Origin of the sequence: Hymenobacter psoromatis (assembly GCA_001596155.1) — a bacterium.
Lineage (GTDB): Bacteria > Bacteroidota > Bacteroidia > Cytophagales > Hymenobacteraceae > Hymenobacter.
This window is the reverse complement of sequence record CP014771.1, coordinates 4,929,426-4,954,361: the sequence shown is the minus strand read 5'-3', so window position 1 is coordinate 4,954,361 and position 24,936 is coordinate 4,929,426. Positions and strand designations below refer to the sequence as shown.

Annotated in this window: 17 protein-coding genes; 14 read left to right on the top strand and 3 right to left on the bottom strand. The window is 60.7% G+C overall.

The window, feature by feature from the left end:
• Positions 1 to 65 precede the first annotated feature (65 nt).
• Together A0257_20990 and A0257_20985 are read left to right on the top strand one after the other, a co-directional pair.
• On the top strand, positions 66 to 506 hold the full coding sequence (locus A0257_20990; protein AMR29327.1) for a hypothetical protein: 441 nt from the start codon (positions 66 to 68) through the stop codon (positions 504 to 506).
• Between the two features lie 26 nt (positions 507 to 532).
• The gene (locus tag A0257_20985) at positions 533 to 823 is read left to right on the top strand and encodes an NADH oxidase (GenBank protein AMR29326.1); all 291 of its coding nucleotides are present in this window, start codon (positions 533 to 535) and stop codon (positions 821 to 823) included.
• Positions 824 to 1,078: 255 nt separating this feature from the next.
• On the opposite strand, the gene A0257_20980 is transcribed toward A0257_20985, so the two are convergent.
• Together A0257_20980 and A0257_20975 are read right to left on the bottom strand one after the other, a co-directional pair.
• The gene (locus A0257_20980; protein AMR29325.1) at positions 1,079 to 1,798 is read right to left on the bottom strand and encodes an NADP oxidoreductase; all 720 of its coding nucleotides are present in this window, start codon (positions 1,796 to 1,798) and stop codon (positions 1,079 to 1,081) included.
• Between the two features lie 279 nt (positions 1,799 to 2,077).
• Positions 2,078 to 4,027, bottom strand: coding sequence for a recombinase RecQ (locus A0257_20975; protein ID AMR29324.1), 1,950 nt, complete (start codon positions 4,025 to 4,027; stop codon positions 2,078 to 2,080).
• A gap of 305 nt (positions 4,028 to 4,332) precedes the next feature.
• Here A0257_20975 and A0257_20970 point away from each other — a divergent pair, with 305 nt between their 5' ends.
• From A0257_20970 to A0257_20935, 8 genes are all read left to right on the top strand, one after another.
• Complete coding sequence (locus tag A0257_20970) at positions 4,333 to 5,244, top strand: hypothetical protein (GenBank protein ID AMR29323.1); 912 nt, start codon at positions 4,333 to 4,335, stop codon at positions 5,242 to 5,244.
• Positions 5,245 to 6,387: 1,143 nt separating this feature from the next.
• A complete protein-coding gene (locus A0257_20965; GenBank protein ID AMR29322.1) occupies positions 6,388 to 9,510 on the top strand; it encodes a hypothetical protein in 3,123 nt (1,040 codons plus the stop codon).
• A 41-nt stretch (positions 9,511 to 9,551) separates the two neighbouring features.
• Positions 9,552 to 11,072 carry a hypothetical protein gene (locus A0257_20960; GenBank protein ID AMR29321.1) on the top strand — a complete coding sequence of 507 codons (1,521 nt, stop codon included), beginning with the start codon at positions 9,552 to 9,554 and terminating at the stop codon, positions 11,070 to 11,072.
• A 166-nt stretch (positions 11,073 to 11,238) separates the two neighbouring features.
• A complete protein-coding gene (locus A0257_20955; GenBank protein AMR29887.1) occupies positions 11,239 to 12,321 on the top strand; it encodes a glycoside hydrolase in 1,083 nt (360 codons plus the stop codon).
• Positions 12,322 to 12,428: 107 nt separating this feature from the next.
• Positions 12,429 to 13,628, top strand: a complete 1,200-nt coding sequence (locus tag A0257_20950) for a hypothetical protein (GenBank protein ID AMR29320.1) — start codon at positions 12,429 to 12,431, stop codon at positions 13,626 to 13,628.
• A 202-nt stretch (positions 13,629 to 13,830) separates the two neighbouring features.
• Positions 13,831 to 14,898, top strand: coding sequence for a hypothetical protein (locus A0257_20945; GenBank protein ID AMR29319.1), 1,068 nt, complete (start codon positions 13,831 to 13,833; stop codon positions 14,896 to 14,898).
• A gap of 36 nt (positions 14,899 to 14,934) precedes the next feature.
• Positions 14,935 to 16,086, top strand: coding sequence for a hypothetical protein (locus tag A0257_20940; GenBank protein AMR29318.1), 1,152 nt, complete (start codon positions 14,935 to 14,937; stop codon positions 16,084 to 16,086).
• A 147-nt stretch (positions 16,087 to 16,233) separates the two neighbouring features.
• A complete protein-coding gene (locus A0257_20935) occupies positions 16,234 to 17,694 on the top strand; it encodes a glycoside hydrolase (protein ID AMR29886.1) in 1,461 nt (486 codons plus the stop codon).
• 189 nt (positions 17,695 to 17,883) lie between these two features.
• Here the strand turns inward: A0257_20935 and A0257_20930 are convergent, their stop codons facing one another.
• Positions 17,884 to 18,990, bottom strand: coding sequence for a galactose mutarotase (locus A0257_20930; GenBank protein ID AMR29885.1), 1,107 nt, complete (start codon positions 18,988 to 18,990; stop codon positions 17,884 to 17,886).
• Positions 18,991 to 19,524: 534 nt separating this feature from the next.
• On the opposite strand from A0257_20930, the gene A0257_20925 reads away from it, so the two are divergent.
• The 4 genes from A0257_20925 (at position 19,525) to A0257_20910 (ending at position 24,789) form a co-directional block, all read left to right on the top strand.
• A complete protein-coding gene (locus A0257_20925) occupies positions 19,525 to 20,361 on the top strand; it encodes a hypothetical protein (GenBank protein AMR29317.1) in 837 nt (278 codons plus the stop codon).
• A gap of 109 nt (positions 20,362 to 20,470) precedes the next feature.
• Complete coding sequence (locus A0257_20920; protein AMR29316.1) at positions 20,471 to 22,525, top strand: hypothetical protein; 2,055 nt, start codon at positions 20,471 to 20,473, stop codon at positions 22,523 to 22,525.
• Between the two features lie 3 nt (positions 22,526 to 22,528).
• Positions 22,529 to 23,554, top strand: a complete 1,026-nt coding sequence (locus A0257_20915) for an alpha-N-arabinofuranosidase (protein AMR29315.1) — start codon at positions 22,529 to 22,531, stop codon at positions 23,552 to 23,554.
• A gap of 221 nt (positions 23,555 to 23,775) precedes the next feature.
• Complete coding sequence (locus tag A0257_20910; protein ID AMR29884.1) at positions 23,776 to 24,789, top strand: 1,4-beta-xylanase; 1,014 nt, start codon at positions 23,776 to 23,778, stop codon at positions 24,787 to 24,789.
• Positions 24,790 to 24,936 lie beyond the last annotated feature (147 nt).

Genomic DNA, 24,936 nt, shown 5'->3' with positions numbered 1-24,936 from the left:
CGCCCGGCTAATGGCCGAAGCCCGGCAGGTGTACGACTCTAATCCCGCCAACCCGCCCCGCCCGCATGGAGAGCGAATACTTAAGTCTATTACGCCTGTTCCACGACGAGCGCGTTGATTACGTGGTAGTTGGCGGCTATGCGGTTATCGCGCACGGTTTCCCCCGCACCACCGGCGACATTGATATCCTGGTACGGCCGACGCCGGAGAATGCCCAGCGGGCAGTGCGGGCATTGGAAAAATACGGCTTCGTGCAGGGCGAGTTTGAAGAAGCAGATTTTTTGACCACTCCTAATTTTTTGTCGTTTAGTCGTCAGGATTTATGGATTGACTTGCTTACGCAGGTCAAGGAAGTTTCCTTTGAAGAATGCGCGGCAAATGCCTTGGTCACTGAAACCGCTGGCGTGCCGGTGCGCTATATCAATCTGGCGGCTTTGCGCAAAACCAAAGCCGCTACCAACCGGCCCCAGGACATACAGGATTTAGAAAATCTGCCGCCTGTCTGAATCATTTTTTTATCCATATTACCCCCATGCCCGACATCACCGCTACCGAACTGCACCAGCGCCAGCAAGCCGGCGAAACGCCCACCATCATTGACGTGCGCGAGCCCTGGGAATTCGAGGAAAGCCGCATCGCCGGCAGCCAGAATATCCCACTCAGTTCGCTGCCCCAGGCCCTCGACGACCTCGAAGAGCTGAAAGACCAGGAGGTTATCGTGCACTGTAGGAGCGGCTCGCGCTCGGCGGCCGCCAAGGCGTTCTTAACCCAGCAAGGCTTCACCAACGTGCGCAACCTGGAAGGCGGTATCTTGGCTTACTAAAATAGGACTTACGCCAATCACCAGTAGCGCTCTGCGCACCTCCGCGTTTTCCTCTGCGCACCTCTGCGGGAACCTGACGTTGAAGGCAATTTGCGTAGGCCCCATAAAAATGATTACGCCGCCCGATGGAGAATCAGCATTAGTAGATTGATTACAGAGGAAGGGGTTGGCTGAACGGTCATGCTTCGTAAGGCTTAGCATGGACGTTCAGCCAACCCCTTCTTTTAAAGCATTTTACAAAGCAAAATCAGCCGGCTACGACTGCATTTGCTTCATCATCTGGCGTTCCTGCTCGGCGTGGTTGGCCGCGAATTGCTGCTGTTGCTCCGGCGTGCGCTTCGTACCCATGCTAGTGAACAGCGCCTTTAGCTCGGCGGCGGGCAAGTCGGTGCCGTAGGCGGGCGTGCCGGGCTGCTGCCGCCACGACTCATGCAGCGTGCCGTCGTCCACGGCATCGAAGCCCAGCTCATTTACCAGCGCCATTACCTGCTGCTTGGCGGCACCCTCGGCCCCGGCCACGGGCAGCGAAATGCGGCCGGGCGTGCTGGCCGGCTTCCCCGATTTTTCGAGGTGCGCGGCGTAGATATTGTTGAATACCTTCACCACCGGCCGGCCCAAATGCTGCTGCACCCACTCGCTTTCGGTGAGGTCGCCGCCGTCCAGCTCGGCTATGCGGCCATCGCGCAGCAGGGGGTAGTAATTGCTGGTGTCGATAATCGGCACGTCGGCGCGCACGCCCTCGAACAGGTCTTTGGGCAGGTCGGGAATATTTTTCAGCGGAATGGTTACCACGATAATTTCGCCGTGCCGGGCCGCTTCCTGGGCGGTGGCAGGGGTAGCGCCGGTTTTTTTAGCCACGTCCGCCAGCGTTTCGGGGCCACGCGAGTTGGCAATAAGCACCGAGTGGCCGAGGCTGGTGAGCCGCACCGCGAGGGCGCTGCCGATGTGGCCGGCCCCAATTATTCCAATGTTCATCTTACCAAGTCGTTAAAGGGTGAGGTAGCGGCTTCATGCCGCTGCGTCTAGCTAAACAACTTCAGCAGGCGATTGCTTTTTTCAAGCGAAAAGACAATGATTGGATGCTCAAAACTTATTGAATTAGGACTTACGCAAATCGTCTGTCATGGCGAGCAAAGCGAAGCAATCGCCCCAGAACGACACCCGCGCCAGTCGTTCTGGGGCGATTGCTTCGCTTTGCTTAATGCGCAACATGCTCGCAAGGACAGACGTCTTTTGCGTAAGTCCTATGAATTATTAACGAGCGGCCGCCCGCAGCTTGCCATCGGGCGCGTAGGCGATTTTTCCCAGCTCCACCAAGCCGCGCAGGGCGGCCGTCACGGCTTCGGCCTCGGCGGGGGGGTAGCGGGTTACCACCTCGCGGGGCAGTAGCGGCGCGGCGCGCACTAGTTCCAGCAGGGCGGCGGGCAGCGCGGCGGAATCGGCGGGCGCTTGGCGGTTTTTTTTGCGGGCCAGGCACACGTCGCACACCCCGCAGGCGGGCGCGTCGGGCTCGGCGAAGTAGTCGAGCAGCGTTTGCTGGCGGCAGCGGATGGTGCCGGCGGCGTAGTCAATGACAGATTTCGTCTGGTGCTCAGTCAGGTGCTTGGCGGCTTTGAGGCGGCGCTCATCGAGCGGCAGCTGGGCGGCATCGTAGCGGGGGGTAGTAAAGAGCGCCTGCGGCAGCTCGCGGCGCGGCTGGTAGTGCAGCACGCCCGCGCCGTGCAGGTAGCGCAGCTGGCGCGTTACGTCGGTGGTGCTCTGGCGCAGGTGCTGGGCCAGCTTGCTTTCCGAAATGCCCTGAAAAGCCACGAACAGTTCGCCGCCGTAGAGCCGCAGCAGGGCTTTGATGAGCAAATCGTGCTGCGCGTTAGCCACCTGGAAGCGGTACAAATCTTCCTGATTACTAATGAGCTGCACCCGCGCCGGCTGGTTCACGGCCTCGGTGAGCTGCACGAAGCCCTGCTGCTCCAGCACCTTGAGGGCCTGGTAGGCTTCGACGGCCTTGAGGCGGTAGGTTTCGGCAAACGCGCCCAGGTCGAAATCGAACGCCACCAGCTCGCCGCCGCCCACGGCCGTGCGCGAGTAGTTGGCCAGCGCCTGGTACACGCGGCGCACTACGTCGGGCGGCGGGTGGGCCAGCGTGGCCTGCCGGCGCAAATCGTCCGCATCGGCGGGGCCGCTGAGCAGCACGGCGAAGGCATAGAGGCCATCACGCCCGGCGCGGCCGGCCTCCTGGTAGTAGGCTTCGAGGGTGGCGGGCGCGTCGAGGTGGGCCACCACCCGCACGTCGGGCTTATCAATTCCCATCCCGAAGGCATTGGTAGCCACGATGATGCGCGTTTTATCAGCAAGCCAGTTTTGCTGCGTGCGGGTGCGCTGCTCGGCGCTGAGGCCGGCGTGGTAGGCGGCGGCGGGCAGGCCCTGCTTGCTGAGCCAAGCGGCCGTGTCTTCGGCCAGCCGGCGCGTGCGGGCGTACACGATGCCGGTTTTGCCCGGCCCTACCCCCCGTAAAACTTCCAGGAGCCGGCGCTGCTTGTCCTCGGTCAGCAGCACCGAGTACGAGAGCTTGGGCCGGGCAAAGCTTTGGGTAAAAATGCCGTAACCGGGCCGGAAAGCCAACTTCTCCACAATATCCTGGCGCACCTGCGCGGTGGCCGTGGCCGTGAGGGCAATGCACGGCACCTCGGGCGGCAGCAGCGCCCGTAGCTCGGCGATGCGCAAGTAGGGCGGCCGGAAATCGTAGCCCCACTGCGAGAGGCAGTGCGCCTCATCCACGGCCAGCAAGCCCACGCTCATGCGCGCTACCCGCGCCCGAAACAAGTCGGTGAGTAGTCGTTCGGGGCTGACGTACAAGAACTTAACCTGGCGGCCATAGACGCAGTTGTCCAGCGCCTGGTCGATTTCCTGGTGGCTCATGCCCGCGTACACGGCCTCGGCCTTGAGGCCGCGCTGGCGCAGGTTTTCCACCTGGTCGCGCATGAGGGCAATAAGTGGCGTTACGACCACGCACAGGCCCGGCCGGGCCAGCGCCGGCACCTGGAAGCACACGCTCTTGCCGCCGCCGGTGGGCAGCAGCGCCAGCGCGTCGCGCCCGGCCAACACTGCCTCGATAATCTCCTGCTGCCCCGGCCGAAACTGCTGGTGCCCCCAATACTGGCGCAGCAAATCGAGCGGAATAGTGGTAATGACGGGCGGAGCGGACATAGCCCGCAAGTTACGCCAGGGGCTGACCACTCACCCAAGTGGCTGCCTACACTAGCAAACCGACTTTCGACTGGCAGCAAAATGCTGTTAGTCAAATTAAAATTCGACGGCTGAAATTTGAATTACTCCATAATATTATTATAAATCCAATTTTTACTATACAACTAATCGCTTCTCCGTTCTGGCTGTCTTTCTAAACCAGTGCGTTCCTAAATTACGTTGCCCGTCGTGGCGGCCCGCACCGGGTCGTTGTGGCGGGCAACGTAATTTAGGGGCTCTCTACCGGGCAGCCGCCCGTTTTTCCGTTGTTACCCGTGCGACAGTATTCCATCCGCGAGCTGGCTCAGTATTCGGGCATCAAGGCCCACACCATTCGTACCTGGGAGCTGCGCTACGACCTGCTGCAACCCCGGCGCACGGCCACCAACATCCGCTATTACGATGAGCAGGACCTGCGCCGCCTGCTGCACGTAGCCTCGCTGTGCGGCCACGGCCAGCGCATTTCGCGGGTGATGCGGCTGAGCGAGCAGGAGCGGGCGCAGGCCGTGCTGGCCCTTGCCGCCACCGTGCCGGACAACCACGAGGCGCAGCTCAACGCCCTGACCCTAGCCATGTTAGACCTTGACGAACCCCTGCTGCACCGGCTCCTGACCGCCGCCATCAGCCAGCACGGACCCGAGTCGGCGATGCTTCAACTCGTCTATCCGCTGCTTCAGCGCATCGGGCTGGCCTGGCAGGTAGGGATGCCCAACGTGGCCCAGGAGCACCTGGTGTCGCAGCTGGTGCGGCAAAAGCTGCTGGCTTTGCTCGATGCGCTGCCGGCCGCCCCGCCGGCCGGTGCCCCACGCTGGCTGCTGTTTTTGCCCGAAGGGGAGCTGCACGAGCTGGCGCTGCTTTTTCTGGTGTATGCCCTGCGCACCCGCGGCCAGCAGGTGCTGTACCTGGGCCAGAACCTACCGCTGGCCGCCGTGGCGGCCGCCTGCCAGTCGTACCGGCCGGCCGCCCTGCTCACGGTGCTCACCGCCGGACTATTACCCGAAGAAGTAACCCACTACGCCGCCGACCTGCGCCAACAGTGCCCCGAGCCGCAACTGATTTTTTACGGTCCGCTGACCCAGCAGCTGCGGGCCAGCCCGCCGCTCGCCAGCCACCTACCCCCCCTCATCACTGACGTGCTGGAGCTGATTCCGGTCGTGAGCCGGGCGGCAGGGGGGTAGGGCAGCCCTGCGCTTATCAGCCAAGTGCTCCAGACCCGGTGCCAGAACCAACAGCTTGACTTACACTAGTTCAGCCCGTCAGTCCGACCCAAAGCGCCTATGTTGAACGCTTTAATGGCTCGTTTCGCCGCGAACTGCTCAACGCCTACCTCTTCACCAGTCTGCGCCAGGCGCGCGAACAGTGCCGAAGCTGGCAGCCCGATTATAACTACCCAAGGCCCTTAACTTCTTAACACCCAACGAATTTTGCCAAGCGGCCTGACTTCTACTTTTGGCTGGCTCACTTTACGGAGGAGCTTATACTCCTAAGTCCATTCACGCCGCTACTGCTCAGAGCTTTACCTTGAAACTTTGCCTTTTTATCTTCCCTCACACCCTTGCTGAAGTAGGTGCCTAACCCGCAACCTCAATTAGTGAATGTTTTTCAACCAGTAGCGAGCCTAAGCAAGCCTTCGTAAAGCAGTCGGCAACTGAGGAGGATTATGCTTGAGGCGCGGAGCCAAAAAATGCAAACGTTTGCATTTTATCGTTAATTTTATAATTATAAAAATAAATTTGTTCTTTTGGTAAATATAAAATAAAAATTTATTTCAACACGTTGACAATCAATTTTTTATTTTGCTAAAATATTAGCATTGGCTAACATTTTCTTCACCGATAAAGCAAAAAGTCTTACCTGGAAATTACTCCATTTAGTATGTGCTGGCAGTGGAGGCGTGGCACCTAAATCAGGAATAAACTACCAGTCACACCTGGCGTAGAAAGGCGCAAATTGGAAATGAGGACCTCAGAAAAAAGTTGTTAAGCTGTTTTTTGTATAAAAATCACAGCGAAAATAAAAAATCAGATTACCAAAAATTCTCTTTTTAGTCTTGCTTTTTTCCGAAATTCCGCTACTTTTACGCCGCAAAGTGCTGGGATGTAGTTGTGTCCTCGTCATCATAGTTGATGTCGATGCCAGACTAAATCTACTTAGGGAACTAATATGTATCATCTCTACTGCCCTATTACTACCAGTTAGGGCACCCCTGCTAATCACATTTTGCCAGAATTACCTTTTTTTTGCACATTAGTGCAAACGATTGCACAAAAAAAGGCTGATTTTGACTGCGTTGCTCTTCACTTCATTTCAATCCCACCCATATGAAAAAGCTGATACCCCCTACCGGGCGGTTGCTGATTCCCGTTTTGGCTTGCTGCCTCCCGCTGGGAGCGGCCTCCGCTACGCCCCTGGCAATGCCCACGATGCTGGCTCACAAAGGTTTGCAGCCTGCTGCGCCCATTACCGGCCGCATCGTGGATGCCAAGGGCGAGGGAATACCGGGCGTGACGGTGCTCGTGAAGGGCACCACCACCGGCACGAATACTGATGCGGACGGCAAATTCTCGCTCGACGCGCCCGCCGGGGCCACCCTGGTGCTGTCGTCCATCGGCTTTACGACCCAGGAAGTATCCGCCCCGACCGATGGCCGCGCGCTGGCCGTGACGCTCCAGCAGGATAATAAGCAGCTCGATGAGGTAGTAGTGCTGGGCTATACTACCCAGGACCGCCAAAACCTGAGCAGCGCCGTGAGCACCGCCAACATAGCGGAAGCTAAGAAAGCCCCGGTCGCCACTATTACCGAAGCTATTCAGGGCCGGGTGACGGGCGTGCAAATCAACAACGGCGGCAACCCTGGTCAGAATCCGAGCATCGTTATTCGGGGCCTGGGCAGCATCAACGGGGGTAGCGCGCCACTCTACGTAGTGGACGGGCTGTGGACGGATGTTATCCGGGACCTGAACCCGGCCGACATCGCCTCGCTGACGGTCCTCAAGGATGCCTCTTCCACCTCCATCTACGGCTCGCGGGGGGCCAACGGGGTGATTATCATCACGACCCGCCGGGGCAAGCCGGGCAAGCCCACAGTGGGCGTCAATGCCTATGCGGGCGTGCAAAACACCGTGAGCCGCTGGAAGCTGACCAACGCCGCGCAGTGGGCGGCCATTGAGCAACAGGCGTATAACAACGCTGGCCTACCCCTGCCCGGCTCGGTAGCTAACCCCGGAAACTACGCTGATACCGACTGGCAGAGCGAGATTCTGCGCACCGGCTCGGTGCAGGACTATAGCGCCAACCTGTCGGGCGGCTCAACGGGTGATAAATACAGCTCCAATTTCCTGATTTCGGGCGATGTGTTCAGCCAGAAGGGCGCGCTGATTGGCACCGACTTCAACCGCTACACGCTACGCCTTAACTCGGGCCTGACGTATGGTAAGCTCAAGGTGACTGAATCCATGCAACTGGCGCACGCTTTTACGACGCTGGCCAACGGCCAGCCGTTTCAGGATGCCATTCGCCTGCTGCCCACCATCCCGGTGTATAACCCGAATGAGTCGCCCTACACGGCGGGCTACGGCTACGGCTCGCCGGCGGCCAACACCTTTGGTACCAACCCGGTGGGTTCGCAGACCATTGAAACCCGCACGCAGTACAACAACCGCCTGCAGGGCAGCGTCACGGCCGAGTATTCTTTCTTCGACTTCCTGAGCTACCGCCTCAATGTGGGGGTAGAGTCGCTGGACTACGTGGACAGCGATGCCCGGCGCTTCGGCCGCATCTCGCAGAACGCGCCTACCGACCCGTCGTTTTTAACGCAGAACCGGGGTGACAACACCTTCCTGCTAGCGGAAAATACCCTGAATTTCAATAAGCGCTTCGGCGACCACGGGGTGAACTTTCTGGTGGGCTACTCGGAGCAGCGCCGCAAGGACACGAACTCCGGGGCCACTGCTCGCAGCTTCGTCAACAACCTGCCGGGGGCGCAGAATGGCTACGTGCTCGACGCGGGCACCGGCACCACCAACGTATTCGGCGGTATTCAGGAATATTCCAAGCGCTCGTACTTTACCCAGGTGGTGTACGACTACAAGAGCCGTTACCTGGTGACGGGCAGCTTCCGACGCGACGGCTCGTCGCGCTTTGACCCAACAAACCGCTACGGCAACTTCGGCGCGGGTTCGCTGGGCTGGCGCATTAGCGAGGAAGACTTCTTCAAACAGGCGGTGCCGGCCATCAGCAACCTCAAGCTGCGGGGCAGCTACGGGGTAAACGGCAACGATAACCTTGGTAACTACGCTTACCAAGGAGTTATTAACCAGAACGTCAACTATCCGTTTGGGGGCCAAGTTATTACCAACGGCCAGATTCAGACGGCCCTGCCCAGCACAGGCATTAAGTGGGAGTCGCGCTACACTACTGACGTGGGTCTGGACATCGGAGTGCTGAACGACCGCCTAACATTCTCGGCCGACTACTACCATTCGACCACTAAGGGTGCCCTGATTAATCCCTATCTACCCGCCTATCTGGGCAATGCCGGTAGCTACCCGTTCGCCAACATCGGCAGTATACAAAACAAGGGCCTGGAGTTTCAGGCCACTTACCAAGAGAGCCGCAATGCCCTCACCTACGGCTTTTCGGCCAACCTCTCGACCGTGAAAAACCAGGTGCTGCAACTGGCCCAGGAAGGCCAGGTAATCGGCGATGGCGTAACCCAGACGGCGGCGGGTCACCCGGTGGGGGCGTTCTTTTTGATTCCGTTCGACGGGATTTTCCAGACCCAAGATGAGGTAAACAACTATAAGAACGCGGCCGGTCAGGTAATTGAGCCCTTTGCCAAGCCCGGCGACGTGCGCTACAAGGATACAAACGGTGACGGTCAAATCAACGATGGCGACCGGGTGTACTACGACACTGATATTCCGAAGTTTAATTACGGCTTCAGCGCCAACGCGGCCTACAAGGGCTTCGACCTGTCGTTCCTGATTCAGGGCTCGTATGGCAACCAGGTGTTTAATGTGGCCCGCTCCACGATGGACCGCACCGACGACCCCAGCAACTTCCGGGCAGATTTCCAGCCCTGGACGCCCGACAACCATTCGACCACGACCCCCCGCGCTTTGCAGGCCGGTGGCGCTACCAGCGACCTGCAGGCGGCGGCCGGCTCTAACTCGCGCGGCAGCTCACGCTTCCTGGAGGATGGCTCCTACGCCCGCCTCAAAAACGTGACGCTGGGCTACACCATTCCCAAGTCGGTGCTGGGCCGCGTGAAAGGCTTTAGCAGCCTGCGGGTGTACGTGACGGGTCAGAACCTGATTACAATGACGAAATACGGTGGCCCCGACCCGGAATTTGTCAACGGTGACTTCTTTCAGCGCGGGGTAGATTTCAGTGCCTTCCCCAATCTGCGCACTTACATCGGGGGTATTCAGCTGGGCTTTTAGCCCCGCCGTTAGCTTAATCTCAACTTAATGCTTTTATCGTCATGAATTTTTACAAAGCAACCGCTACCGTTCTGCTCGGCACCCTGCTGCTGAGCACGGGGTGCCAGAAGGACTTGCTGAACAAAGTCAACCCCAACCAGCCTACAGTCGGCAACTTCTGGCAAACTTCGACCGACGCCCAGGCGGGCCTAACAGCCGCCTACTCGGCGCTCCAGTTTCCGGGCACCTACGCCCGCTGGATTCACTTTGCCAACGACATTCGCTCAGATGAAGGCTACAGCCTGAGCCCGTGGACGGACCTGGCCAACTTCACGCGGTTCGTGCAATTTGACTACAACCTGGAGCCAACCCGCGTTATTTACGAGGACCACTACCGGGGCGTATACCGCTGCAACCAGCTGCTGGCCTACGTGCCGACCATCAAGATGGACGCCACGTTGCAGAAAACCATACTAGCCGAAGCGCACTTCCTGCGGGCCGTGTACTACTTCAACCTAGTGGAGCATTTCGGCAACGTGCCGATGCTGCTGGACCCTTCTACCGTCACCACTACTACCCCCCAGGTTACTGTGGACCAGGGACAGGCGCAGGTAGAGCTGGATTTGCTGGCTGCCATCGCCGACCTGCCCGTGAGCAACGACGTGGGCCACGCCACCAAGGGCTCGGCCGAGGGCCTGTTGAGCCGCCTCTATATGCAGCAGCATAAGTGGCAGGCGGCCTCAACAATGCTCGGCGCAATTATCAGCTCCGGCAAGTATAAGCTGGTAGATAACTACTTGGATAACTTCACAACGGCCAACGAAAACAATAGCGAGTCAGTCTTTGAGGTCCAGTTTTCCAGCGTCAACCAGGGTGGCGGGCAGGACGTAGCTGGTGCGAGCGAAGGCTTCGAGCGGCCCCAGTTTTTTGGCCCTCCCGGCATCGGCTGGACCGATGGTCGCGCCCGGCCCTGGCTGGCGACGGAGTTTAAAGACTCCACCGTAAGCCTGGTATCCGGTAGCAAGACGAAGCACGCGTTTGATTCCCGTCGCGACATTACCGAGTTTCACTACCCCATGTTGCTATTTGGCCAAACCTATCAGCAGCGCGGCGTGCCGACTACCGACACCTTTTGGCATAAGTATGAGGATGACCGCACCCAGGATTTTGAGAACTACTTCTCAGGCATCAACTTCCGCCTGATTCGCTACGCCGACATCTTGCTGATGCAGGCCGAGGCCCTGAACGAGCTGGGGCAGACGAGCGCGGCCTTGCCGCTCATTAATCAGGTACGCACCCGTCCTTCCGTAGATATTCCGCCCCTGGCGACCACCTTCGACCAGGCCGGAATGCGCACCCAGATTATGCACGAGCGGGTATGTGAGCTGGCCGGCGAAGGCACCCGCTGGCTCGACCTCAAGCGCTGGGGCTTGCTGAGCAACCAGGCCAGCATTGACGTGCTCAAAGTGCCCAGCCACGACCCCGACTTCATCAACTACGTGATTGGCAAGTCGGAGTACCTGCCCATTCCGCGCAACGACCTCACGGCCGACCCCAAGCTGAAGCAGAACCCCGGCTACTAGCCACTGCGCATCGGCGGGCGGCCATCCATACCCCCCTTGCTCCTGACGGGCCGCCGGAATCGCTGCATTCCGGCGGCCTTGTCGTTGGCGATAATTTCAGCATCCTCGACAAATGCTTATGCTACAAGTGACTGGAAAACTGGCCGGCGTGGCCGGGGCACTGCTGCTGGCCGGCGCGGCTGAGCCGGCCACTGCGCAGCGCGTGGCGGCCAGCCCTACCCCCCTCACTTACACCAACCCCGTCTGGGATGCTGATTTTCCCGACCCCACCGTTATTCATGCCCGCGACGGGTATTACTACGCCTACGGCACCGAAACGCGCCGGGCGGGTAAAGTGCTCAACATTCAGGTGATGCGCTCGCCCGACCTCGTGCACTGGACGCTAGTGGGCGACGCGCTGCCGGTGAAGCCCACCTGGGCGCACACCACCGACTCGTTCTGGGCCCCGCACGTGAGCGAGGCGGGCGGGAAGTACTATATGTACTTCTCGGCCAAGCCCGACAACGCGGTGGACAGCAAGGACCCCGGCGCGGGGCTGTGCCTGGCCACGGCCACGGCCACTTCGCCGGCCGGACCGTTCCGGCCAACGGCCGAGCCCTTGCAGTGCGGGCCGGGCTTCGTCAACATTGACCCCATGCAGTTCGACGACCCGGCCACCGGGCAGCGGCTGCTGTACTGGGGTTCGGGCTTCGGGCCGCTGAAGGTGCGGGAGCTGGCCGCTGACCGCCTGCACTTCGCGCCGGGTAGTGAGGTGAAGGACCTGCTGTTTCCCGATTCCAGCCGCCGGGCCAATAATTACCAGAAATTGGTGGAAGGCAGCTGGGTAGTACTACGCAACGGCTGGTACTACCTCTTTTACTCCGGCGACAACTGTTGCGGCGATAAAGCCCACTACGCCGTGCAGGTGGCCCGCGCGCGCGCCGCCACCGGGCCGTTCGAGACGCTGGCCCAGGCCACGGGGCAGCCGGGCAGCGCCATTCTGGTGCACAACGACTGGTGGCTGGCTCCTGGCCATAACTCAGTGGTGACCGATGCGGCTGGCCACGACTGGCTGGCCTACCACGCCATCAGCACGCGGAAAAAGACCTTCGCCGCCGTGAACAAGGAGCAGGAGGACTCCCGCCGCGTCCTGCTCCTGGACCGCCTGGAGTACGTGGATGGCTGGCCCCGCGTGGTGCCCAACCACGGCACGCCCTCCGTGGAGGCGGTGCCCGCGCCGGTGGTGCGGCAGGTAAAAACACGAAAGTGATTGTACTGATAGTTAGAATGTTAACCCTGAAATTTACACAAAAACAGTTTGTCATTATGAGCAGCGCGAAGCAACGACAAACTGTTTTCCCTACCCCCCTCTTTTTCATGAAAAACCTCTTCTCTTGTCTGGGTGCCGCCGCGCTGACGCTGGCGACTACGGCCGTTCACGCCACGACTTTTTACCAGAGCGCGCCGAGCCAGAACTCGGCCTTTCAAAGCCTGGTGGACCAAGCCAATGCGGGCGACGTGATTATCCTGCGGGCGGGCAGCCACTACGTGAACGTGCCCATTCGCCTACCCCTGGGCAAGGACGGCATCACCATTCGGGGCGAGCAGGGCGCGGTGGTGCGCAAGGCGCCCAATTCGTACAATGCCGCTGCTTTTGAGATAACGGGTAATAACAACACCATTGACCTCATTGAGCTGGACGGCGGCAACCTGCCGGAGGCGGGCATCCTCATCTATGGCCAGCACAACACGGTGTCGAACAGCAGCGTGCATAACTGCGGCAGCGCGGCGGCGCTGGGCGCGGGCATTCTGCTCGACGGGGGCCATACGGTGTGCGCCTTCAATACCGTGATTGGCTGCAAGGTGTACTATAACTATATGGTAGGCGTGTCGCAGTATGGCCACTCGGACGGTGTTGTTCGCGACAACCAGCTTTACGAGAACGGCGCCGAGGGCCTGACCGTGGACGTGAACAGCCACAACAACTACGTGTATAACAACTATATACACCTCAACAACACCGATAACCGGGGGGTAGGCGGCATTGGCACCGATGCTTCGAACGGCACGCGCTTCGACAGCAACACCGTGGACTACACGCACTTCAAGAGCGGGTTGACGTTTCAGAACAACATCGGCGGCTGCGATGGCGTGATTGTCAGTAACAATCACTGCAACAACAACGACGGCTACGGTATTCTGGAGCGCTTCGTACAGTATGCCGATACGCACATGACTTTCACCAACAATGAGCTGCTGAATAACAAGCTGGGCGGCCAGGCCATTCAGTACGCTGACCGCACGACCTTGGGGACGGCCGCCGCCCACGCCGCCTCTGTGCCGGCTCCCTACCCCAACCCCACGGCCGGGCCGGTGCAGCTTGATTTGGGCGCTGATTTTACGGAAGCCAGCGTGAGTATCCGGGACAACCTGGGCCGGCTGGTGCAGCAGCAAACGCTGCGCGGGACGGGTGCGCAACGCTTGCCCAGCACCGCCGACCTGGCCAATGGCAGCTACTTCGTCACCATCGCCACGGCCGGAGCCGTGGTTACGCACAAACTGGTGGTAGCGCACTAAGTAAGCAGCCAGAATTAAGTAGCAAGTAGCAAGAACGTGGCAAACTGATAATCAAGCGAATAAGTTAATTTTACTACTTATCACTTTTGTCTTACTACTTAATTTTTTCACTAAGTGGCTCTACCTCATTCCGCTGCCACGCTGGCAAAATACTGAGCAGATGCTAAATCCAAGTCATTATTTCAACTATCAAAAGTACAGCATGAAAAAATCCTCTTTTAACATTCTGCTGCTGCTGGGCCTGAGCTTGGGGTCGTGCCACAAGGAGATGACTACGGGCGTCACGCCGGCCCCTACCCCCCCCACAACGCCCGTAGCCAGCACCACCTTCACCAACCCGCTGCTGGCTTCTGGCCCCGACCCGTGGGTGTACCAGAAAGATGGCTACTATTATTTCCTAAGCACGACGGGCAGCGACGTGCGCATTCGCAAAACACCCAAGATGAGTGAACTGGCCAGCGGGCCCATCGTGATTGCCTGGACGCCCACCAGCGCCGCCAACTCGCACGATGTGTGGGCTCCCGAGCTGCACTTTCTGGATGGCAAATGGTACATCTACGTCACGGCCGGGCCGGGCAGCTGCTGCGGCGGCCAGCGCCTATGGGTGCTCGAAAACGCCAATGCTGACCCCACCACCGGCACCTGGACCGAGAAGGGCCGCATCTACAACCCCACGGCCGACTTTTGGGCCATCGACGGCACCGTGTTTGAGCAGGGCGGCAAGCGGTATCTGCTCTGGTCGGGCCACAGCACCGATACCAACGATACGCAGCGTATCTACATCTCGGAAATGAGTAATCCGTGGACGCTCACGGGCCCGCGCGTGGAGCTGAGCAGTCCGCAGTATGCCTGGGAAGAATCGGGCCCGCTGCCGGTGAACGAAGGTCCGGAAATTATTCAGCACGGCGGCAAAACGTCCCTCATCTACTCGGCCAGCCACTGCTTTACCGACGACTATTGCCTGGGAATGCTAACCATGACCAGCACCGACGACCCGCTGAAAGCCAGCGCCTGGACGAAATCGGCCACGCCGGTTTTTAGTACCAACGCGGCGGGCGGGGCCTACGGGCCGGGCCACAACGGCTTCTTTAAGTCGAAGGATGGCACCGAGGATTGGCTAGTGTACCACGCCAACAACCTGGTGGGCCAGGGCTGCGGTGATAACCGTAATCCGCGCATCCAAAAGTTTACCTGGAACGCCGACAACTCGCCTAATTTCGGCACGCCTACCCCCATCAACGCGCCGCAAACCCGGCCAGCCGGCGAGTAAGCGCGCTGGCAACTTAACACCTTGTATTTCTGAGCAATGAGAAAGATTTTTCGTAGTTTCCAGCTAGCCGGGCTGCTGATGCTAGCCAGTGCGGCCCACGCCCAAAAGGCGCTCGACCTGAGCCGGCCCAACTACTACCCCCGCGTCATCCGGCTTAGCCAAGGGGCCAATGCCGGCCGGCTGCTGGCCAGCTTCGACGCGGGCCGCGCCGGCGCCATCTATGAGAGCCCCGACAATGGCAAAACCTGGCAGCACCTCACTGACGTGGCCGAGCCGACGCCACCGGGCATGTGCTGCTCGGGCCTGTTTGAAGTGCCTAAGCAGGTGGGCGCTACTCCGGCCGGCACGCTCTTGTGGGCCACGTCGGTGGGCACCGATAAGGGCGGGCGCGGGCCGTGCAGCATCCGGCTCTACCGCAGCGGGGATGGTGGGCGCAGCTGGCAGTTTTTCAGCACACCGGTCAGCGGCTTTATCGGGCTTTGGGAGCCCGAGTTTGGGCTCGATGCGCAGGGCCAGCTCGTGGTATATTATTCCAGCGAAGAGCACAAAGCTGAGGGCTACAACCAGTTATTAGCCCACAAGGTCTCGGCCGATGGCGGCCTGACGTGGGGCCCCGAAGCAATCGACGTGGGCACGGCCGATGGGCACCTGCGGCCAGGCATGGCCATTGTGCGCCGCCTGCCCGGCGGCAGCTACGTGATGAGCTATGAAATCTGCGGCCTGGGCTGCGACGCCTACCTGCGCACCTCGCCCGATGGCGTGAGCTGGGGCAACCCCGCTGACCCCGGCCAGCGCATTGAGTCCACGGCCGGGCACCACTTTGCCCACGCGCCCACTGTGGCCTGGGCCCCGCAGGCTGGCAACCCGCAGGGCCAGCTGCTGGCCATTGGCCAGCTGTTGCTCTATAACACCGACAACACCGTGGCCCCCGACAATGGCCGCGTGTACATGATAAATACCCAAAGTGGCCAGGGCCCTTGGACGGAGGTGCCCGCCCCCGTGCCGGTGCCCGACGCCAAGGATAACCCCTGCCCCAACTATAGCTCGCAGCTGCTGCCCGGCGTCGATGGCCTCACGGTGCTGGAGGTGGCGCTCAAGTTTGAAGGCGACAAGTGCCAGGCATTTTACCAAACCGCTCCGCTGCCGGCCGCCGCCAGGCCCACGCCACGCGCCCGCCCGCGCCGTTAAAATTTCGCTGACCTTTACCGGATGCTGATTTCGACCATCTCCCGCACCTTGCTGGCGGGCGCGTTGCTGCTGGCCGTGCCCGCCGCCGCCCAGCACGCTACGGCAAAAACCAAAGTTGCGGCCGCCAAAGCCGCCGCGCCTACCCCCATCGCCAACCCCGTGCTGGCCGGCGACTATCCCGACCCGTCGGTGACCAAGGTGGGCGACACGTACTGGGCCACGGCCACGTCCTCGAACTGGGGACCGACGTTTCCACTGCTGAAATCGACTGACTTACAGCACTGGAGCCTGGTGGGGCACGTGTTTCCGGCCGAGCGGCCCGTCTGGGCCGACTACTACTTCTGGGCACCCGAAATCAACCACGACCCGAACGGCAAGACCTATGTCTTCTATACGGCGCATAAGCGCGGCGGCAACCTGGCCGTGGGCGTGGCCAGCGCCGACCGCCCCGAAGGCCCCTACCGCGACCACGGCCCGTTGGTGGGCCAGCCCGACGGCTCCATCGACGGCTTTCCCATGCGCGATGAAAACGGCCAGCCCTATCTCATCTGGAAGGAGGACGGCAACAGCCAAAAAAAGCCTACCCCCCTCTGGGCGCAACGCCTCAACGCCGACCGCACGGCGCTGGTGGGCGAGAAAACCGAGCTCTTCCGCAACACCGCCGCCTGGGAGGGCAACCTCGTGGAAGGCCCCAGCGTGGTGCGCCACGGCGGCTATTTCTACCTGTTTTATGCCGCCAATGGCTGTTGCGGCCCCGGCTGCACCTACGCCACCGGCGTGGCCCGCGCCACAAAACTGCTCGGCCCCTGGGAGAAATACGAGCGCAACCCTATCCTGACCAAAAACGACGTTTGGACCTGCCCCGGCCACGGCACGCCTATCGAGCGCGCTGGCCACTGGTATATGTTGCACCACGCCTACCAGACTGGCAGCTTCCAGAACGTGGGGCGGCAGGGTGTGCTCAGTGAGTTTGGGTGGACTAAAAGCGGCTGGCCCGAATTTCTGAACAACCACACGACCCCCACCCTTGCAGCCAAGGTGCCGGCTGCCACCGCCGACGAGTTTGCCGGCGCTGCCTTGGCACCCACCTGGGAATGGCCAGTGGAGGACAAGCCGCAGTTCGCGCTGCGCAATGGCCAGCTGCATCTCACGGCGCGGCCCGACAAGGGCGGCACGGCACTGGGCCGGCCTACGCTGGTGGCTAGCTATGCGGCCACTACTATCCTGGTCAACCCCGGCGCGCTACCCCCCGGCACCACTGCCGGCCTGGCCGTTCTCGGCGACCCCAACAACGCCCTGAGCGTGCTGGCCGGCGGGGGCAAGCTGCAAGTGCAGGAGCGCCGCGACGGCAAAACCCGCACCCTGGCCGAGGCCGCCCTACCCCCCTCGGCGGCGTTGCACCTGCGCGTGCAGGACCAGGATGGCAGCCACTACCGCTTCGCCTACAGCCCCGACGGCCGCACCTGGACCGAGCTGCTGCCCGCCGCCGACCCCGCCGATGGCCAGTTTCTACCCCCCTGGGACCGGGGCGTGCGCGTGGGCGTGGTGGCGCAGGGGCCAGCTTCGGCCACAGCTACCTTTGAGCGCTTTGAGCTTGATAATCAATAAACTGCCTGCTCAGCAAAAGGCCCCTGCCAGGACGGCTACTGCTAAGGGATGGCTTGCGTAACTGCAGTTAAGTAAGCAGCCAGAATTAAATATAAATTAGGAAAATATATTATTTTGATAATTAAGAAATAAAAAGCCAATCTTACTACTTAACGCAACTATATAGGCGTAGCGACTTAAGCTGCCCCGCTACTTACGAACCCCAAACCGGTATTCCGTCACTGAGTGAAACGTCGCGCCTGGTCTCAGCACGGTACTCGGAAAAGCCGGCTCATTGGGCGAGTCAGGGAAGTGCTGGGTTTCGAGGCAGAAGCCGTAGTGCTGGGGGTAGGCCACGCCGCCCTTGCCTTTCAGGTTGCCTTTCAGAAAGTTACCCGAATAGAACTGCACGCCCGGTTGGTCGGTGTACACCTGCATCGTGCGGCCGGTGATGGGCTCATACACGGTGGCAGCCAGCGCGGGCGTGTTGCGCAGGCTGTCGGCCAGCACCCAATTGTGGTCGTAGCCGCCGGGAGCCGCGCCCGGCACCTGCCCAATGCGTGCGCCAATGGCGTGTGGCTGCCGAAAATCCATTGGCGTGCCAGCCACGGCTTGCAGCTTACCAGTCGGAATCAGCGTGTTATCTACCGGCGTAAAGCGCTCGGCGTTCAGCGTTAGCTCGTGGCCCAGAATATCCTTGTCCTGCCCATAGTTCAGGTTGAAGTAGCTATGGTTGGTGAGGTTGAGCACGGTGGGCTTATCCGTGGTGGCCGTGTAGGCGAGGCGCAACGCGCCCGAGTTGGTGAGCGTATAAACTACGCTCACGCGCAGGTTGCCGGGGTAGCCCTCCTCCCCATCCTTGCTCAGATAGCTGAGCGTCAGCGTTTCACCCTCGGCTGAGGTGCCGGGCGTAGCCGTCCACACGCGTTGGTTAAAGCCGCTGGTGCCGCCGTGTAGCGAGTTGGGCGCGTTGTTAATGGGCAGGTGATAAGCCGTGCCATCCAGCATGAACCTGCCCTTCGCGATGCGATTGCCGTAGCGCCCAATCAGGGTCCCGAAATAGGGATTTTCCTTTCTAAACAGGTCGCTGGTGTAGCCTGCCAGGTCGTCGAAGCCAAGCACCACATCGCCCAGCTTGCCGGTTTTATCCGGCACCAGCATGCTGGTCAGCGTGCCACCAAAGTTGGTAATCGTGGCTTTCATACCCTGAGCATTTGTCAGCGTAAAAAGTTGAACAGCAATTCCTTCTTTGGTTTTGCCAAAGGGCGTAGCCACGGGCAGCGTGACGGCGTCAGTGCGGGTCGAATCAGTAGTCATGGCAGAAGTGGCCGTTTCGGAGGCTGGCTGTGGCGAGCAGGCAGTGGCGGCCAATAGCAGGCCGGCTATACTACCAGCCACCGACAGGTGGAGGGGGTGGAACATGAAAATTAAGCTAGAAGGGAAATCCGCCGGCTGTGGTCGCACGCTGCCGGCCGTAGTATCGGACCCGCAAGGTAGAAACCCGAGTCGATTGATGCAAACGTTTGCGCAAGCAGATTTTTTGTTTCTGCTTGCGCAAAGCACGGATATCTGGTGCAATCTTTACACCATCCTGTGCACAAATTGTTGCCGTGAGCGCGCCGTATAGCTGGCGCGAGTTCCCTTTACCATTTCTACTTCGTGGCTAAAAAACGCGCCTCCATTACGGACCTGGCTCAGCAGCTCAATATCTCCGCTTCCACAGTCTCCCGAGCCCTTAGCGGTCACAGCGCCATCAGCGAAGCTACCGTTAAGCGGGTGACGACCCTGGCCAAAGAAGTTGGTTATCAACCAAATAGCTTAGCATCAGGCCTGCGTAAGGGACGCAGCAATATGCTGGGGGTAATCGTACCGCACATTGATGGAAATTTCTTTTCGAAGGTGGTAAAAGGCATTGAGGCCGCTGCTAGCAAGGCGGGCTACCAGGTGCTCATCTGCCAGTCGAACGAAGACGTAGGGCATGAACGCGCTAACGTAGAAACCCTTATGAACGCACAGGTGGAAGGCATTCTGGTGTCGCTTTCGCGCACTACTCGCGAGGTAAAGCACTTTGAGAAAGTACGCAAGCGTGATATTCCCCTGGTTTTTTTCGACCGCATTCTGGCTGGCTACGACGTGAATGCGGTGGTGCTCGACGACCGGGCCGGCGGCTATCGCGCCACCAGGCACTTGCTGGAGCAGGGCTACCGGCGCATTGCGCACTTCAGCGGCCCCCAACAGCTGAACATTTACAAATATCGCCGCCAGGGCTACGAAGATGCCCTGCGCGAGTATGGCCTGCCGGTGGCGGAAGAGCTTATCATCTTAGGCGATATGAAGATAGAAGACGGCAGTGACGGGATGCGGCAGCTGCTGGCCCTACCCCAACCGCCCGACGCCGTGTTTTCGGGCAGTGACTTTTCGGCGGCCGGCGCGCTGCAGGTGCTCAACGAGCGCGGCCTGCGCGTGCCCCAGGATATGGGCCTGGTTGGTTTCAGCAACGAGCTATTCTCGTGCCTCACGGTGCCTCAGATTACGTCCATCGACCAGCACTGCGAGCTGATGGGGCGTTCGGCCACCCGCTTGTTGCTGCAAGTGATGGAGGAGCGCGAACAGCAATATGCACCGCGCCACGTGGTGTTGCAGCCCGATTTATTCGTGCGGGCCTCGTCCTTGCGCCTGGGCCAATAGGGCTAGGGCAGGTAAGCCGGGACCAGCACCAGAATGAATTTTTTCTGAAAAAATATGCAAACGTTTGCACTTACGTCTGCTACCTTCGCGCCATCTCTTTCCCCTCGTCATGCCTTTTTTTGTGACTTGTCCGCCCTGTGCTCGGTGGGGTCTGGCTACGCTGCTGCTATGCGCAACCAACGCCGGGGCGCAGCCGACCGCGCCCGCCGCGCCGCTGGCCCCGCTCGCCTACCAGGAGCTGGCTCCAAGTGCCATCCGGCCGACCGGCTGGCTGCGCACGCAGCTCGAAATCATGCGCGACCACAGCACCGGGCACCTGGACGAAACCTATCCCAAGCTGCGCGATAGCAACGGCTGGCTCGGCGGCACCGGCGACGGCTGGGAGGAAACGCCCTACTGGCTCGACGGAGCCGTGCCACTGGCCCACCTGCTTCAAGATAAACCCTTGCTGGCCAAGGTACAGCGCTACGTGGACTGGTCCATTCAGCACCAACGGCCCTCGGGCTACTTCGGCCCGCTGACCAAGGCAGAGCAGGCAGCCGGCAAGCTGCTGGATGTGCAGGGCACGCAGGGCGAAGACTGGTGGCCGCGCATGGTCATGCTCAAGGTGTTGCAGCAGCACTACCAGGCCACGCACGACGCGCGGGTTATCCCCTTCATGACCAAGTACTTCCGCTACCAGCTCGCCAACCTGAAGGTCGCCCCGCTGGGCCAGTGGACCGAGTGGAGCACGGTGCGCGGCGGCGATAATCTACTGGTAGTGTATTGGTTGTATCGGCAGACCGGGGAGGCGTTCCTGCGCGAGTTGGGCGAAATGTTATACCAGCAAACTACCCCCTGGACGACCCTGCTCAGCAACCGCGACTGGGTGATGGAAGCCGCTGCCAACCAGACCGGCGCGCACTGGATGGACCGCCACGGCGTGAACGTGGGCATGGGCCTGAAGCTGCCCGTGGTGTATGGCCAGGCCCACCCCGAGCAGCCCGCGCTGCCCCAGGCGCTGCGCACCGGCTGGCGCGATATTATGACCCTGCACGGCCTGCCCACCGGCATGTTTTCGGCCGATGAGGACCTGCACGGCAACCTGCCGACCCAAGGTACGGAGCTGTGCGCGGTGGTCGAAACCATGTTTTCGCTGGAGCAGGCGGCCGCCATCACCGGCGATGCTACTTACCTCGACGCGCTGGAACGCATTGCTTACAACGCCCTCCCTACCCAAACCACCGACGAATACGAAAATCGCCAGTATTTTCAGGTGGCCAACCAAGTGCAGGTGCAGCGCGGCGTGCTCGATTTTACGCTGCCCTTCGACCACGGCATGAACAACGTGTTTGGGCCCTACGCTGGCTACACCTGCTGCACGGCCAACATGCACCAGGGCTGGACGAAATTTGCTACCCACCTCTGGTACACCACCCCCGACCAGGGCGTGGCCGCGTTGGAATATGCCCCCAACGTGCTGACTACGAAGGTAAACGGCAACGTGCTCGTCACGATTAAGGAGGAAACCGCCTACCCCTTCGGCGACGAGGTAAGCTTCGTAATGGGCCTGAAAAAGCCCGTTGCGTTTCCGTTGGCGCTGCGCGTGCCGGGTTGGTGCGCCGAGGCCACGGTGCTGCTCAACGGCCAGCCGCTGCGCACCGACAAGGGCGGCCAGGTTATCACCGTTAACCGCACCTGGCACCCGGCCGACCGCCTCACCCTGCGCCTACCCATGCCGGTGCGCACCAGCAGCTGGGCGCGCAACTCGCGCACCCTGGAACGCGGCCCGCTGGCCTACGCCCTCCGAATCAAGGAGCAATGGCAGGAGGGACACCAGGAACAGGAAGGTCGCTACCTCACCCTCACGCCCGGCAGCCCCTGGAACTACGGCCTACCCCGCGCCGTGGTCGAGGACCCCATCCGCGCCACCACCGTAACTGCTAAACCTTTGGCGGCCAGTGCTAATGGCTTCTACTGGAACGCCGCCAACGCGCCGGTCGAAATCACCGTCAGCGGCCGGCGCATCCCGGCCTGGCAGCTCGATGAGGGGGTAGCCCCGGAGCCCGTTACGCCCCGCGACGGCGTGTATAAGGGCCTGGTGGACGCCACCCCCGAAACTCTCACCTTCATCCCCTACGGTTGCACCAAGCTGCGCGTGGTGGCCTTACCCATTATTCCCTAACCCATGATTTCTAGTAAAATCTTGTTTATGAGTGCGTTGCTGGGTATTAGCCACCTGGCCAGCGCGCAGGCGCAGGCCCCGGCCCCGCGCACCTTCACCAATCCGCTGAAGGTGAATGGCCCCGACCCGTGGATTATCCGCCACGGCGGCTATTACTACTACACCAACACGATGGGTAAGAACCTGACCCTCTGGAAGTCGAAGACCCTGGAGGGCGTGAAGGATGCACCCGGCGCGGTGGTCTGGACGCCGCCCGCCACCGGCCCCAACTCCTACGAAATCTGGGCTCCCGAACTGCACTTCCTGGACGGCAAATGGTATCTCTACTACACGGCCACAGACAAGGCCAATTTTAGCGACAAGACGCGCTACGTGTTTGTGTTAGAGAACAGTAGCCCCGACCCCACTACCGGCACCTGGGTAGATAAGGGCCGCGTTGACACGAAATACAGCGGCCTCGACGGCACCGTGTTTGAGCACGGGGGCCGGCGCTATTTCGTGTACTCGGCCTACGTGGGGCCGCAGAGCGTGCTGGCCATCGCGCCCATGAAAAACCCCTGGACGCTCGACGCCGCGCGCGAAACTACCATTGCTACCCCCACCCTGAGCTGGGAAAAGGGCGGCGGCCGCCAGATTCTGGAAGGGCCTGAATTCCTGGCTGGCAAGCAAGGTCAACTCTTCCTTATATACTCAGCCAGCGCCTGCTGGGACGATAATTACTCGCTGGGGATGCTCACGGCGCGGCCCGGCGCCGACCCGCTCCTGGCTAGCTCGTGGGTGAAATCGCCGGAGCCCGTGTTTCACCCCTCAGCCAAAAACGGCGTGTGGGGCACCGGCCACAACGGCTTCACCACCTCGCCCGACGGCCGCGAAAACTGGATTATCTACCACGCCAAGGCGGCGGCCGATGGCAAGTGCGAAGGCCGTAGCTCCCGCGCCCAGCGCTTTAGCTGGCGGCCCGACGGTTCGCCTGATTTTGGCGTGCCCGCCGCGCTAAGTACTCCTCAACCTGTGCCATCAGGCGAGTGAGCCCGCATAGTTAGCGTGGCCCACTGTTGAGCGGTTCGCCGGTTTCGGGCGCGTCATTGCCACTACGCCGTGGCGCATTTCTACTACTTCATTTCCTACCCCCTCTTTTCTCCTCTTCCCGCATGAAGAAACTATCCATGCTGCTGCTGGGCTTGTCGCTGCTCGGCGCCCCGCTGGCCCAGGCCCAGAAAGTCAAAACCAAAACCAAGGGTGGCACCGCGATGCTGGCCACCGGCCAAACCAGCCGCTGGTCGGCCGATAAGGCCAATGCCTGGTACGCCGCCCGCCCCTGGATGACGGGTGCCGACTTCATCCCCAGCACCGCCATCAACCAGCTCGAGATGTGGCAGGCCGCCACGTTCGACCCCGCCACCATCGACAAGGAGTTGGGTTGGGCCGAGGGTATCGGCTTCAATACCATGCGCGTATTTTTGCACAGCCTGGTCTGGAAAGAGGACCCGGCGGGCTTCAAGAAGCGGGTGAACGACTACCTGGCCATCGCCGACAAGCACCACATTGGTACCATCTTCGTCTTCTTTGATGACTGCTGGAACAAGGACCCCAAAATCGGAACGCAGCCCGCGCCCAAAACCGGCATTCATAACTCGGGCTGGATGCAGGACCCCGGCGACCCGGCCTCGCGCGACTCGGCTACCTTCGTGCAATTGCGGCCTTACGTGACCGACATGCTCACCAGCTTCGCCCACGATAAGCGCATCGTGCTCTGGGACTTATACAACGAGCCCGGCAACAATAGCAAGGACAATGCTTCGCTGCCGCTGGTGCGCAACGTCTTCGCCTGGGCCGAGGCCGTGCGCCCTGACCAGCCCCTGAGCATTGGCATCTGGAACCTGGATTTTCGGGCCCTCAACACCTTCCAGGCGCTGCACTCCGACGTGATTACTTACCACAACTACGATGAGGTGCCGGCCCACCAGCGCGAGATTGAGCTGCTCGAAACCCACGGCCGGCCGCTCATCTGCACCGAGTATATGGCCCGGCCCCGCAACTCGCGCTTCGCTAACATCTTACCCCTACTCAAGAAGTACCACGTGGCTGCCATCAACTGGGGCCTCGTGGATGGCAAAACCAATACTAAATACGCCTGGGACACCCCCCTGGCCGACGGCTCGGAGCCGAATGAGTGGTTCCACGAGGTCTTCCACAAAGACGGCACGCCCTACCACCAAGACGAAACTGACCTGATTAAGAAGCTGAACAGCAATCCATGGTAGCAGAGAATATGCGTAAGAGGCCCCTACCCCCTTCCCGTACGGGAAGGGGGTAGGGGCCTCTTACGCATTGCCAATAAGCCTTTCTGCCGCCCGATGGTTGCCTTTCCACCTGTATACCTAGAGGCTTTTGTATCAAACGAGCGAATG

Bases quoted from the DNA above. Each gene is read 5' to 3' on its own strand.
- A0257_20990 (AMR29327.1), top strand. From the start codon at position 66: ATGGAGAGCGAATACTTAAGTCTATTACGCCTGTTCCACGACGAGCGC.
- A0257_20985 (AMR29326.1), top strand. From the start codon at position 533: ATGCCCGACATCACCGCTACCGAACTGCACCAGCGCCAGCAAGCCGGC.
- A0257_20980 (AMR29325.1), bottom strand. From the start codon at position 1,798: ATGAACATTGGAATAATTGGGGCCGGCCACATCGGCAGCGCCCTCGCG.
- A0257_20975 (AMR29324.1), bottom strand. From the start codon at position 4,027: ATGTCCGCTCCGCCCGTCATTACCACTATTCCGCTCGATTTGCTGCGC.
- A0257_20965 (AMR29322.1), top strand. From the start codon at position 6,388: ATGAAAAAGCTGATACCCCCTACCGGGCGGTTGCTGATTCCCGTTTTG.
- A0257_20960 (AMR29321.1), top strand. From the start codon at position 9,552: ATGAATTTTTACAAAGCAACCGCTACCGTTCTGCTCGGCACCCTGCTG.
- A0257_20950 (AMR29320.1), top strand. From the start codon at position 12,429: ATGAAAAACCTCTTCTCTTGTCTGGGTGCCGCCGCGCTGACGCTGGCG.
- A0257_20945 (AMR29319.1), top strand. From the start codon at position 13,831: ATGAAAAAATCCTCTTTTAACATTCTGCTGCTGCTGGGCCTGAGCTTG.
- A0257_20940 (AMR29318.1), top strand. From the start codon at position 14,935: ATGAGAAAGATTTTTCGTAGTTTCCAGCTAGCCGGGCTGCTGATGCTA.
- A0257_20930 (AMR29885.1), bottom strand. From the start codon at position 18,990: ATGACTACTGATTCGACCCGCACTGACGCCGTCACGCTGCCCGTGGCT.
- A0257_20925 (AMR29317.1), top strand. From the start codon at position 19,525: ATGCTGGGGGTAATCGTACCGCACATTGATGGAAATTTCTTTTCGAAG.
- A0257_20920 (AMR29316.1), top strand. From the start codon at position 20,471: ATGCCTTTTTTTGTGACTTGTCCGCCCTGTGCTCGGTGGGGTCTGGCT.
- A0257_20915 (AMR29315.1), top strand. From the start codon at position 22,529: ATGATTTCTAGTAAAATCTTGTTTATGAGTGCGTTGCTGGGTATTAGC.
- A0257_20910 (AMR29884.1), top strand. From the start codon at position 23,776: ATGCTGGCCACCGGCCAAACCAGCCGCTGGTCGGCCGATAAGGCCAAT.